Raw genomic sequence first — 12,725 nt, forward strand, 5'->3', positions numbered from 1 at the left:
GACATATCCGCCTCTCGCCTTCCACTTGCTACCAACCATACGCATTTATCGGGCCCATGAGTTTACCGCCGTGGCAACTCATCTAAATGACAGCGAGAGGCATCTGCGGAGTGCTGGGGAAATGACGGGATATTGCCGTATGCCGCGCGGCGCGGGATCGGCTCCCCGAGCGGTCCGTACTGGCGACTGCCGGTGTGAGAGCGGGTGGGGCCGTCCAACACACGTGGCTCTGCCAACCGGGGGCAAGGCCGGCGCTCGGAAGGTGCGCGCTGCCATCTCCCCGGGCAGCGGCGTGAGCCGTTACGGCAACGGCCCTCGCCGGTTGGCGAAGGCCGGTTACTCAGAATGCCGTGTGGGGTTCAGGTGGGCAACGTTCCGCCCCTGGCCGCAGCCATGACACGGGAGCGCAGCGGCTCGGCCGTCAGCATGTCGGCGAACTGCCACGAGAAGGCCGTGACCTCCTCCTCCTGCAGGTCAACCGTCTCGTCCTCGTCCAGGGTGGTACGGAAGAGGTATCGAAAGTCGAAGTGCTGGTGTGCGTCCTCGCCCTTGTCGGGGCTGGCCGGGATCGGGTGGGCGTCGATGTGAAACGGCAGGAGGCTGACGGGCTCGACCTGATCCGATCGGATACTCGTCTCCTCTTCCAGTTCCCGCAGAGCGGCGTCGAGCAAGGTCGTGTCGCTCGCCTCGACGTGCCCGCCAGGCAAGAGCCACTTACGCAGGGCACGGTGTTCGATGGTGAGCACGCGCCCGTCGGAACGAAGGAGGGCGGCCCCGGCTGTGACGTGCCCGCGGTATTCCTTGCGCGAGGCGATCGAGTCGCCGGCCTCGTCGAGCACCTCGGACAGCACGGACAGGGCCTCCTTCTCGTCCGGGTGATGGGTGAGGTAGGCGTCAAGAGTCTCGCGCACGTGCTGTGCCGTGATGGGCATGGGGACCTGTCTCCTAGCGGTTGAAGTAGTTGAGCCACGTCGCCGCGATGCTCTCCCGATCGGCGACGTCCACCTCGTGAATGCCGTGTCCGAGGTCGCCGTGGGCGAGCATCCGGATGCCCGCGAGTATCTCGGCCTGCACGAGGAAGATGAACGGCCCAACGGACGCGCCGTGCAGGAAGTTGACGGCATTACCCCCGTTGAGCAAATAGAAGTAGTGGCCGGTCGTCGCGTACCGCGTGACGTGCTCACCGTTCGGGGTGCGCTGGTAAACCCCAGGGAGGGTGTCAAGGTCGAGCTCGTCCTCACTGCTCGTGACGGTGGCCACGTAAGCCCCATTCCGCAGGCTGGAGAAGTCCTCGCCGCGCAGTGATAAGGCACCAGTCGCACACAGGACCAGGCCGGCGCCCCGCAGAGCTGCATCACGGTCCCGAGCTACCGTGAAGCCCTGCGACAGCGCCTGCGCCTGCCGGACGGGATCTACGTCGTGCACGGTGACCTGTACACCCTTGGCGTGCAGTAGGCGGGCGATGCTCGACCCGAGTTTCCCGAACCCGATCACGAGTGCAGGGCGACCATGCAGGATATCGCCACGACTGCGCATGAGGGCCTCGGTGGAGAACACCACTGACTGCCCCACAAGGAAGTCCTCGGGGTCCTTGAGCGGGGAACGCGCGACGGAAACGACTGGGCAGGGCAGCTTGCCACGGCCCGCGTAGCGTTTGTGGCCGTTCTCTGTGTCCTCGACTACGCCGAGGATGCGCCCCGAGTACCGGTTACACAGGGCGTCCAGCGAAGGCGCGAAGTAGCCACCGACGTCCAGCAGTACGACTGCCTCTCCAGGGGCGCGCGATTCGATGTAATCGAGCGCCGTGTCATCGTCTCCGAACAACTCGCGTGTCAGAGCGTCGCACGAGGCCACCTTCTCGACCGAGCGTCGGGCGGAGGCGTCGATGGACTTCGGTTTGGGCAGAACGGCCCGTAGATTGCTGCACTTGCCTACGGCCTCAACGAACGATGGACGCTCGGGCAGTAGGTGCGTGATCAGGAAGGACGACGGCCGCTCGTTCGCGGCGAAGCTGTCGGCGATCCGCGCGAAATAGGAGCCGACGCGGGCGCGCTCGAACTGTTCCATGGTCTCGCTCTCCTTGGTTGGGCGGTGGCTCTGATCGGGTCGTGCCGCTCCCTCCGCCCGGGTTACGAGTCGTTGTCGGTAAAGGGCGAGGCCACCGGCAAAGACAGGTCCGAACGCGGATACTGCACGGCCGGCCAGGAAGAGTGGGGGATGAGATATCCCCGCCGACCGCGCGATGTAGAGCGGGTGGCGAGGGGCCCGTCCTACCAGCCAGCCGGCGCGGCGGGTCCGATGTCTTCGCCTGGCGTGATGTGCCAGTGGAGGGTGACGGTGGCGGTGTAGCGCAGGTGGCGCCCGTCGGGGTGGTCACGGGCGGCGTGGGAGGTGCACCAGCGTTGTGCCTGGTGGTGCATGCCGGTGATGGTCTCGGTGGGTTCGGGGACGGGTGATTGCTCACCGCAGGTGGTGCAGGTGGCGTGCACGGTGTACGGGGTGGCGTCGGGATCAGGCGCCAGGGCCATCTCGACGTAGCGGTAGCGGCGCGCGTGGTGATGCGTAGCTCGATGGTTCATGCGCTTTTCCTCTGACTTATCCATGAATGGGGCGTGCCTCTCAGGCATCGGGCGGGCCATCCCCGCCAGTGCCCGTTCGCCGATCACCACGACGTCGTTTCCTGCTCTGGTAAAAGCGCTCTCACGCGACCGGGCGGCCTTACCGTCACGACGAGCAGGAGTCGCAAGCCGGGACGACCAACGCAACGGTCTGCCAGCGTGTTCTCGCGGCTACGCGTTCGCGGTACGCTCAGTAACGACCTCGCACAGGTGGTCTCCCTGGCCCGCAACGGGCACATGGAAGACACACCATGTCGTACGGCCCTGCTGGCGTACTCCCCAGGACGTCGCTAGGGCATCGACGAGAATCAGCCCCCGCCCCGAGATGTCATCGACTGCGGCCTCGCGCCGCTTGGCCGGCACCGCACTCTCGTCGCTCACCTCCACGCGTAGCTCGCTGGCGTCGAACCGGACCCGTAGCGCCACACGCCCGCTGCCATGCTGGATCGCGTTTGTCACCAGCTCGGATACTGAGAGCACAACGTCTTCAGCAAGAGGTTCAGCCACCGCCCAGCGCCGCAGGGACGCCCGAGTGATCAGCCGCAGCCGAGCAACGCGTGCGACGTCCGGAGCGAACGTCACCTTGAACGCACTAGTCGCCTGCTCTCGCTCTACTTCCGCCGCGAGCTCCTCGGCGGTTGATGCGGGGGTCATCGGAAGCCTCCCAGGTATCCGGGGCCGGTAGAGCGTAGGACCGCAAGCGACATCGCGGCGTCCTGATGCCGTAACTCCGTTGCAGGAGGGGTCATCCGACGCCTACGACGAGCGAAGTGCGGCCTGTCATCAGAGTGGTCCGGGGGAAGCACCACCGGTAGTGCGAGGCGGTCGCCCTCAGCGGGCGGGCCGTACGCCCGCTGAGGGCGGCGAGCGCACCGAATGGACACGTTTGACGGGCCACCGGTCCAGGGAGAAAGCTCCTGGTCGCTACCTACAGCGACACCGGTGTCACCCTGTGATCCAGGGAAAGGGAGTGCGGTGAAAGTCCCACACGATGAACAGAGCAAGGCCGTCCACAACGTTTCTTGCGGTAGAGCCTTACGGGAACGCGCTGTGGGACGGCTCGGCTCCCCCGATCACGTCCCGGCCGAACTGATCACCGAGATCGCAGCCGAGATCGGAGATCACTGCGGGCACCGACCCCTCAAGTGCCGGCGTCTCGCCATGGGGTGGACCGTCGCTGCTGCCGTAGCCGCGGCCCATCAACTCGTCGAAATCGAGGGTCTGGCCAAGATCGGGATGACCGAGCGTTCCTGGAAAGACTGGGAGGCCGGGGTCATGCCTACCCTGGAGTACCAGGACTTGCTCTCCCGTCTGTTTGCCACCAGTCCCGTTGGCTTGGGATTCGCACGGGACTACTCGCCCAACGCGAAGGAGGAACCGACGAACCGACGAAACGCGGTCAAGCTCGCCGCGCTTGCCGTGGCCGTCCCCACCGCGACAGCACCCATTCTCGAGGCGGCTGCGGCCGAGGCCCTGGAGTTCACGCAGCAGGCAGAGGCGACCTCACTTGGTTCGGGCACGCTGGATCACTTGGACCTCGCGCTTACTGATCTCAACCGCGCCTACTCGCTCAAACCGCCCCGTGCGCTCTTTGACGCGACAATGGACTATCGGCGCAAGGTAAACCGTCTGCTCGGGGCAAAGCACACCCACCGCCAAGAGCGTGAGCTTCTGATGTTCGCCGGATGGCTATCCGAACTGCTGGCCTGGCTCGCTCACGACCTCGGTGACGCCCGTACCGGCATCGCGTTCGCCACCGACGCCTTTGTCCATGGTCAGCAGGCCGGACACGGTCAATTGTGCGCCTGGGCGATGGACGCAGCCGCTTCGATCAATCTCTACGAACAGCGTCCTGGCAAGGCCCGCGATGCCGCCCTCAGGGGGCTCAGTCAAGCAGCCACTAACCACCCGCTGACCGTGCGACTGCATGCGCAAGCCGCCCGTGCTGCCGCCGCTGACTCCGACGCAGAGGGCTTCAGTGAGGCCCTGCAGGCTGCAGAGGAGGCCCACGGACTCCTCCCACCCCGTTCGCCCAGTCGTTTCGGCATGGACGTATCGCCGCTCGCGGAGTATGCCCTCACCTCTTATCCCGCCACTTCGTGCATCTGGCTCGGGAAGCCCGAAAGGGCACGTCAATATGCCGAGCACGCCTTGGTGGTCTATGAGACGGCGCCCACGGCCTCTCGGTCCCCGAGCCGGGAGGCCATCGCTCGCATCGACCTGGCCCACGCATATGCCCAACTCGGTGACGCTGACGACGCCGTCGCTCTGGGGCATCGGGCTCTGGACTCAGATCGAGTGGTTGGCTCCGTCCTTGGCCGCGCGAGGGATCTCGCCTCCTTTCTGGCTCGTCGCTACCCGAGCCACGGGAATGTCGAGAATTTACGTGAGCGCCTCCGCACCTTCACACCGGTCAAGGCGGCGCCATCCACAACACCCCCCAGCCCCTAAAGGACTGCCATGCCCCTCCAGCAAACGCCCCCCACCGAACACACTCTCACCCTGCGCAAGCCGTACTTCGACCTCATCGCCGACGGCACCAAGACCGTCGAAGTCCGCGTCGGCTACCCCAAAGTCCAGAGGATGGTCGCCGGAGACCTTCTACGATTCACCTGCCAGGACGCCTCACTCACCACCCGCATCATCGGCGTTCGGCAGTACAAGTCGTTCGTCACCATGCTGGATGCCGAGGACGCCAGCGCGATCGGTGGCCCGGAGCTGAATCGCGAGCAACTCCTGGCCGTGATTCGGGACATCTACCCGGCCGAGAAGGAGGCGCTCGGGGTCTTCGCGCTGCACCTCGCGCGGCTGTCCGAGTAGAAGCGTCAGCAGCAGTCCGCCCGGCCTCGCCCTACCACCACGGCAGCGAACCGCCCGCCCCCGAGGCCCCTCACACCCTTCGCGCCACGAACACGAACTCCTTCCCCGGGCGGTCCGGCGCGTCGCGGACGTCCTCCAGGACGTAGCCGTGTGCCGCCAGGTCGCGTTCGATCTCGGTGCGGTCGCGGAAGCGGAGGGTGGAGTCCGAGGTGAGTACCTGGCCGTCGGACGCGAACACGTACGTCCAACGGAAGCTGACCAGCGGCCAGTCCATCTTGGTGACCTGTACCCAGCTCTCCACGGCACCGACGTTCGCTATGCCCGTCACGCGGTGGGAGGACTCGCGGGTCCAGTCCTCCCAGGCGCGCCGGGCCGGGTCGCGGGTCTCGAAGACCAGGAGGCCGCCGGGGCGCAGGGCCGCGTAGGCGCCCCGGAGGGTGTTCCGCCAGGTCCGCGGGTCGGTCAGCTCCTGGGCGACGTTGCCCGTCATGGTGGCGAGGTCGGCGCCCAGGTCGGGGAGGTCCGTCGCGTCGCCGTGTATCCAGCGCACCCGTTCGCCGCCCGGCTTGGAGCGGGCCACGTCGAGGGACGCCTCGGCGGGGTCGATGCCGATGACGTCGATCCCGCGCTCCGCCAGTAAGAGGGCGAACACCCCCGTGCCGCAGCCGATGTCCAGCACGCGGCGCGCGCCGCACTCCGTGGCCAGTTCGACGTACGCGTCGAGGTCGCCGCGGTCGGGGTCGAGCAGGTCGTAGATCGAGGCGAGTCGCGGATGTTCGAAGCACTCATCAGCCATGCCGCCGAAACTAGGCGGTGCGGGCCCGTGTTCCTAGTCAGTTACACCTAGCACCGCGACGGTGCTTGCCCTGACTGGTGGCCAGTTGTCATGGGCTGGTCCGGCGCGAGGCGGGCGGCGCGCAGTCCCCCCGGACGAGGATCAACCGGGGGGACTGGGGTGGTGCTCACGAGCGGGGCCGCCGGTGCCCCGCGGATCAACGCTCTTCGCGGGGAGGTGGACTCGCCATAGCCAGGTGGCGGCGAGCCCGTCGCCCCACTACCCGGGGCTGGACCGCCCGCGGCGCGCCTCCCCTGGTAGGCGCGCCGCGGTGGTGGGTCAGCCCTTGACGTCCACGGCCGTCCAGGCCGCGGCCACGGCCTTGGCCTCGGTCCCGCCCGCGCCGTAGAGGTCGGCGGCGGCCTTGAGGGTGCCAGCGCGTGCCCCGCGGTAGTCGGTGGTGGAGGTGAAGTACGTGGTCAGCGCCTTGTACCAGATCCGCAGGGCCTTGTCCCTGCCGATGCCGGTGAGGGTGGAGCCGTCCTTGGTGGGGCTGTCGTAGCTGACGCCGTCGATGACCTTCTTGCCGCTGCCCTCGGCGAGCAGGAAGAAGAAGTGGTTGGCGACGCCGGAGGAGTAGTGCACGTCGAGCTTGCCGACGTCGGGGGTCCAGTAGTCGGCCGACTTGCCGTCCCGGCTCGGCTTGTCCTGGTAGCGCAGCGGGGAGCCGTCGCCCCGGATGTCTATCTCCTCGCCGATCAGGTAGTCACCCGGGTCGGAGGCGTTCTTCGCGGCGTACTCGACGCCGGTGCCGAAGATGTCGGAGGTCGCCTCGTTGAGACCGCCGGACTCACCGCTGTACCTCAGCCCGGCCGTGGCGGAGGTGACGCCGTGGCTGAACTCGTGGCCCGCGACGTCCAGCGAGGTCAGCGGCTTCTTGTTGCCCTGGCCGTCGCCGTAGGTGATGGCGAACGCCTGGTCGTCCCAGAAGGCGTTGACGTAGCTGTTGCCGTAGTGGACCCGACTGTAGGCGGCCTTGCCGTCGTTCTTGATGCCGTTGCGGCCGAAGGTGGTCTTGTAGAAGTCCCAGGTGGTGGCCGCGCCGAAGGCGGCGTCCACGGCGGCGGTCTGCCGGTTGGCGGGCGTGCCGTCGCCCCAGACGTCGTCGGCGTCGGTGAACAGGGTGCCTCGGCCGCTGGTGCCGCCCTTGAGGTCGTAGGTGTTGTGGTTGCCGCGCGCGGTGTCGGTGAGCTGGTAGGTGCTGCCCGACTTGCGCGTGGTGAGCGGGACCTTGCCGCTGTACTGGCTGGTGCCGGTGCCGTTGTGGATGGCCTGGTAGCGGTGGAGCTCCAGGCCGGTGGTGGCGTCGGTGACCACGTGCAGGCGGCTGGGGGTGCCGTCTGCCTGGACGCCGCGTACGACGGTCTCGTAGGCGAGGACGGGCTTGCCCTTCGCGGCCCAGATCACCTTGCGCGGGGTGTCGCTCTTCGCGCCGGGGGCCGTGCGGTCGGACTTGGCAACCCGCAGCGCGCGGGAGGTGGCGGCGGCCGGGGTCACCTTGGGGGTGAGGGAGTCGACCGCGATGGTGCGCTGGGTCGCCCGGGTGGAGCCGGTGACCTTGCCGTCGGCGGCGCGGTGCACCACGAGGTCGCCGCCCAGCACCGGGAGTCCGGCGTAGGTGCGCTCGTAGCGGGTGTGCGTGGTGCCGTCGCGGTCCGTGATGGTGTCCTTGACGACGAGCTGCTCCCGCTCGCCCAGGCCGAGGGCGGTGGCGGTGCGGGACGCCCCGGTGTCCTCGGCGCGGTGGGTGGTGGCGCCCGCGGTGCCGGTGGTGACGCCGGTGGCGAGGAGCGCGGCGGCGAGGGCGGCGGCGCCGCCGGAGTAGGCGAGCGTGCGGCCTCTGCGGCGGGTGGCGCGGGAGGAGGTGCGAGGGTGAGCGGACACGGCTGATCTCCTCATGGCTGTGGGGAAGGCCGGGCGGCTGGGGTGCTGCCCGGCGTACGAGCGACAGGGCCTTGCCGAGGCTCGACGTTCCCGGAGCGACGCGCTCATGTCACGTCCCCAAATGACGGGACTGTCCGGTGTAGGGCGATAGGCGGGGCCGTTGTTCACACGACGCACAAGGTCCGTTCACGGGCGGACAAGAGCGGTCATGTGGGCGCCAAGTCCCGGCAACACGACCGCGACACACCCGACACGTGCCCCGTGGGCGCGGAGCGGGTAATACGGCATGGGGCCCCCCGAACGGCGCTACGCGGACGGCGTCGCACCGCGAGGCACCGATCCGGCCGCCGCGGCCGCGCTCGACTACGGCCTGTCCCAACGCGACCATCTACCTGGCCGGACTCCACATCGCGGGCATCTTCCTCTCCTCCGCCGGTGATCCGCACGAAACTGCCCAGGCGTTGGCAGGGCGCTCCGCTCAACACCGTTCGTAAGACGCCGTGTCGGGGTCGTTCCCGCGCGCCCGCCGGGTGGTGTCTCGTGGTGTCTCAGACCCGGTCCAGCTCGGCGCGCCAGACGGGGCTGTCGACGTAGTGGTTGTCGAAACGCTCCGCGGACTCGGCGATCTCCTTCGGGTCGGCCTCGCCCCGCATGACCCGGCCGAGCAGGCGCAGGTAGTCGAAGCGGGGCAGACCCGGGGTGAACACGAACAGGACGTCGGCCTCGGCGCCGGGGGCCGCGGCGAAGGCGTGCGGGGTGTGGGGCGGCACGGCCAGGAAGTCGCCCTGGTTCAGGGTGGTGACCTCCTCGCCCACCAGCACCCGCAGCGAGCCGCCGAGCACGAAGAACAGTTCCGTCGCCCTCGTGTGGAAGTGGGCCGGCGCCCCGGCGGCTCCCTTGGCGAAGCTGGAGCGGTAGCTGGTGAATCCGCAGGGGGTGGCGTTCGACTCACCGAGCAACGTCATGACGCTGCTCGGGTCGGCGCACGTCTCGGCGTCCGCGTGACGGGTCAGCACCGCCGGCGGCGCTGAAGAGGCGGTGGTGCTGGTGTTGGTCGTGGGCTCGGTGGTCTTCGTCGTCGTCATGTGGATGACCCTACGAAGGGAATGACCCGGCCGTGTGGGTCATTTCCGCACGGTTGTCGTGGGTCAAGTTCGGGTCGAGGCTGGCATCGCTTCGTACGCTCCGCGCCGCGTGCGGCCGTACGCCACCCCTCCCCGTACGCCGCGCCCTCCCGTACAGGATGCGTCCGCGACCCGGGTCACCACGTGCACGGGGCGCGCAAGTCCTGGACATTGTCGGCCAGTTCGAGGGGGCGGGTGGGCCAGCCGGTGGTGTGCCAGTGGGTGATGCGCCAGGAGAGGCGGCGCGGCCAGAGGGGCGTGGTGGGCAACTGGGCGACGGGCACCCAGGTCAGTTCGCCGCCTTCGATGTCGAGGTCCTCCGGGGCGCCGACGCGGCCCTCGGCGGTGACGCGGAAGTAGTGGCCGAACCGGCGCCGCCGCCAGACGCGGGCGACCTCGTGGGTGGGGGTGACCGTCAGGCCGGTCTCCTCACGCAGTTCGCGGACGACCGCGTCCTGGGGCGTCTCGCCGGGCTCGACGCCCCCGCCGGGGATCTCGTACCACTCCCCGTCGTCCCCCCGGAAGCGGATGAGCAGCAGGTGCGCGTCCCGGATGACGAGGGCGGCGGCGCGTATCCGTTCCGGTGTCACCGCGGCCGGGTCGGTCCAGGGCGCCGCGCCCCATGTGCGGCGGCCGGTGACCCAGGACCGCAGCACGTTCTCGCTCGTGCCGACGGGGCGGATGGACGCGAGCAGCGCCTCGGCCCGTGGCAGCGTGTGGCGCTCGGCGGCGGGCACGGTCTGCCCGACGCGGGGCAGCGAGTAGACGTCCGGCTCGCCGGGCGTGCGCGTCACCACGAGGCCGGACGCGGTGAACCGCACGCGCGCCGCCAGGGGTTGGTCACTGATCATCCGATCAGGCTAGCCGGGCGGATCGGCACGCCGCCGGGCTTCGGTACGGGCCGGGCTTCGGTACGCCACAGGCCGGCCGTTGGTACGCCTCCTACGGCCGGCGGCACACCTCGTACGCCTCCTACGCCCCATGCGCCCCGTACGGCCGCCGGTTCGGCACGGTCGTCGCGCGTCGCGCGGCCCCCTCCGCCGCACGTCGCGGGCGACAACCAGCCGACCCGGCCCTCCGTGTCCGTCCCCGGAGGCCGCCCGGACGGCGCGCTCCCCCGTGGGGCGCCGGCAGGGCGGCCTCGGATGGGATCGCCCGGCGTGGTGGTGCCCCACGCGCCGCCCCGCCGGGCGCTCCCCGCTCCTGGCCTCGCACCCCGCGAGGCCAGGAGCCGTACCGGGGGCGCGGTCAGGTGCCGCGCCCGGTGGGCGTTACGCGCCGATGTCGCCGCCGTCGCGCCGCCAGACGCTGACGATCGAGGGGCGCACGAGCTTGCCCGGTCCGTCGGGCCAGGCCGACTTGGGCTTCTCGACGCTCGCGCCGTCGATCTCGCCCGGGTGCTGGACGGCGACCAGGACGCGCTGGTCCTGGACGATCGGGCCGCAGGTCTCGGCGCCGTTCGGGACGGTCAGGAACTGCTTGACCTCACCGCGCCGGTCGCCCGCCGTCGCCACGCCGAACAGGCCGTCGTGGTTGCCGAGCGCGTTGCCGTCGGTGGAGATCCACAGGTTGCCGTGCGCGTCGAAGGTGATGTTGTCCGGGCAGGAGATCGGGCTGACCTGGTCCTTCGGGAACCCGGCGAAGTACGTGCTGGGGTCGCTCGGGTCGCCGCAGACCAGGAACAGGCGCCAGTTGAACCGGTCGGAGGCCGGGTCGTCCCAGTGCTCGGCCAGCTCCAGGATCTGGCCGTGCTTGTTGCCGTTGCGCGGGTTGGCCTCGTCGGCGGGGGCCTTGCCGGCCTTGCCACGGTCCTTGTTGTTGGTCAGCGCGACGTACACGCGGCCGGTGCGCGGGCTGGGCTCGACGTCCTCGGGGCGGTCCATCTTGGTGGCGCCCACCTTGTCGGCGGCGAACCGGGTGAAGACGTAGACCTCTTCGGCCGTCATGCCCTCGACGTGCGACGTCGTGCCGGTGGCCAGCGGAATCCACTCGCCGGAGCCGTCGAACTCGCCGTCGGCGGGCAGCTTGCCGGAGCCGTCGATCTCGCCGGCCGGGCTGTCGCCGGTGAACTTGGCGACGTACAGCGTGCCCTCGTCGAGGAGCGTGCGGTTGTGCGCGCGGGCGTACCGGCTGTTGCCGTGCATCATCCGCTTGGAGGAGACGAACTTGTAGAAGTAGTCGAACCGCTCGTCGTCGCCCATGTACAACACCGGGCGGCCGTCGTCGGTCAGGCGCGGCTCGGCGGCCTCGTGCTTGAAGCGGCCGAGCGCGGTGAGCTTGCGCGGCGTGGAGTGCGGGTCGAACGGGTCGATCTCGATGACCCAGCCGAAGCGGTTGGGCTCGTTCGGCTCCTGGAGGGTGTCGAAGCGCTTGTCGAAACGCTCCCACTTGCGCTCGCTGGCCTCGCCGCCGATCCCGTACCGGGCGTAGCGCGCCTTGGTGTCGGCGTCGGTGACCTTGCCACCGTTGGCGAAGTACTGGTTGAAGTTCTCCTCGCCGGAGAGCACGGTGCCCCACGGCGTGATGCCGCCGCCGCAGTTGTTGAGCGTGCCGAGGATGCGCTTGCCGCGCGGGTCGGCGGAGGTCCGCAGGTACTTGCTGCCCGCGGCCGGGCCGGTGACCTCGAACGGGGTCGAGCCGGTGACGCGGCGGTTGAGGTGGTGGCGGCGGAGCGCGGTCAGCTTGCCGGAGCGGCGGTCCTCGGCGGCGACCACGACGGACAGGCCGTGCGCGGCGATGGCGATCTCGACCTGCTCGCGGGTCGGGTTGTCCGCGTCGTACCCGGCGAACATCAACACCTCGTCGGTGTACTCGTGGTTGACCACGAGGAGCTGCCGGTGGCGCTCGTGCGGCACGTCGAGCACGGCCATGTAGTCGTTGTTGTAACCGAACTGCTTGGCCTGCGCCTTGGCGCTCTGGTTGTTCGGGTCGAAGTCGCGGCCGCCGGGCAGGATGGGCTCGCCCCAGCGGATGACGATGTTCTGCTCGTAGCCACGCGGGATGACGACCGCGTCCTTGGTGTTCGGCGCGACCGGCTCGAAGCGCAGGCCACGGGCGCCGCGGCTCTTGCCGTGGCCCTTGCCGCCGTGCGCGGCGACGGCCGGCGTGGCGGCGGACGCCTGCGGCGCCTGGCCGAGACCGACGGCGGCACCGGCCGCGGCGGTCACGGTGACGACGGCGCTGGCGCGCAGCAGGTTGCGGCGCGAGAGCGCGCTCGCGATGACGTCACCGACGTACGCGTTGGCGCTGGTGTTGGGCACCTCGTGGAAGCAGGCGTCACCACAGCGGTAGCGGCAGGTCAGTGCGGAACGGGCACCCGGGTGCGAGCTGATCAGTGGCAGGAGCTTGCGCACGTCAATTCCTTCGTCTTCGATCCAGCGGCGCAGGCCCGCGCCGACACGGTGTCGGAATCCATCCGCCGCGAAGCTATGGGGACGGTGTCGC

General features: G+C 69.4%; 11 protein-coding genes. 2 read left to right on the forward strand and 9 right to left on the reverse strand.

The annotated features are described in order from the left end of the window. Positions 1–359: 359 nt before the first annotated feature. The 4 genes from OYE22_RS15370 to OYE22_RS15385 all read right to left on the reverse strand — a co-directional run bounded on the left by OYE22_RS15370 (position 360) and on the right by OYE22_RS15385 (position 3,272). Positions 360–932 carry an NUDIX domain-containing protein gene (locus tag OYE22_RS15370; RefSeq protein WP_277320944.1) on the reverse strand — a complete coding sequence of 191 codons (573 nt, stop codon included), beginning with the start codon at positions 930–932 and terminating at the stop codon, positions 360–362. Positions 933–945: 13 nt separating this feature from the next. Then, complete coding sequence (locus OYE22_RS15375; protein WP_277320945.1) at positions 946–2,067, reverse strand: adenosylhomocysteinase; 1,122 nt, start codon at positions 2,065–2,067, stop codon at positions 946–948. A 203-nt stretch (positions 2,068–2,270) separates the two neighbouring features. Next, positions 2,271–2,579 (reverse strand): hypothetical protein, encoded by a 309-nt coding sequence (locus OYE22_RS15380; protein WP_277320946.1) that lies wholly within the window; start codon positions 2,577–2,579, stop codon positions 2,271–2,273. A gap of 210 nt (positions 2,580–2,789) precedes the next feature. Next, complete coding sequence (locus OYE22_RS15385; protein ID WP_277320947.1) at positions 2,790–3,272, reverse strand: ATP-binding protein; 483 nt, start codon at positions 3,270–3,272, stop codon at positions 2,790–2,792. Positions 3,273–3,668: 396 nt separating this feature from the next. On the opposite strand from OYE22_RS15385, the gene OYE22_RS15390 reads away from it, so the two are divergent. Then, complete coding sequence (locus OYE22_RS15390) at positions 3,669–5,069, forward strand: tetratricopeptide repeat protein (RefSeq protein ID WP_277320948.1); 1,401 nt, start codon at positions 3,669–3,671, stop codon at positions 5,067–5,069. 9 nt (positions 5,070–5,078) lie between these two features. After that, positions 5,079–5,438, forward strand: coding sequence for an ASCH domain-containing protein (locus tag OYE22_RS15395; protein ID WP_277320949.1), 360 nt, complete (start codon positions 5,079–5,081; stop codon positions 5,436–5,438). A 70-nt stretch (positions 5,439–5,508) separates the two neighbouring features. Here OYE22_RS15395 and OYE22_RS15400 read toward each other — a convergent pair whose 3' ends face one another. The 5 genes from OYE22_RS15400 to OYE22_RS15420 all read right to left on the reverse strand — a co-directional run bounded on the left by OYE22_RS15400 (position 5,509) and on the right by OYE22_RS15420 (position 12,634). Beyond that, positions 5,509–6,234 carry a class I SAM-dependent methyltransferase gene (locus tag OYE22_RS15400; RefSeq protein ID WP_277320950.1) on the reverse strand — a complete coding sequence of 242 codons (726 nt, stop codon included), beginning with the start codon at positions 6,232–6,234 and terminating at the stop codon, positions 5,509–5,511. A 318-nt stretch (positions 6,235–6,552) separates the two neighbouring features. Continuing rightward, on the reverse strand, positions 6,553–8,172 hold the full coding sequence (locus tag OYE22_RS15405) for a M4 family metallopeptidase (protein ID WP_277320951.1): 1,620 nt from the start codon (positions 8,170–8,172) through the stop codon (positions 6,553–6,555). A 533-nt stretch (positions 8,173–8,705) separates the two neighbouring features. Then, the gene (locus OYE22_RS15410; RefSeq protein ID WP_277320952.1) at positions 8,706–9,242 is read right to left on the reverse strand and encodes a cupin domain-containing protein; all 537 of its coding nucleotides are present in this window, start codon (positions 9,240–9,242) and stop codon (positions 8,706–8,708) included. 176 nt (positions 9,243–9,418) lie between these two features. Next, entirely contained in the window at positions 9,419–10,129 is a 711-nt protein-coding gene (locus OYE22_RS15415; RefSeq protein ID WP_277324145.1) for an NUDIX domain-containing protein, read from the reverse strand. A gap of 423 nt (positions 10,130–10,552) precedes the next feature. Further along, positions 10,553–12,634, reverse strand: coding sequence for a PhoX family phosphatase (locus tag OYE22_RS15420; protein ID WP_277320953.1), 2,082 nt, complete (start codon positions 12,632–12,634; stop codon positions 10,553–10,555). Positions 12,635–12,725 lie beyond the last annotated feature (91 nt).

Origin of the sequence: Streptomyces sp. 71268 (assembly GCF_029392895.1) — a bacterium.
In the GTDB taxonomy this organism is placed as follows: Bacteria; Actinomycetota; Actinomycetes; order Streptomycetales; family Streptomycetaceae; genus Streptomyces.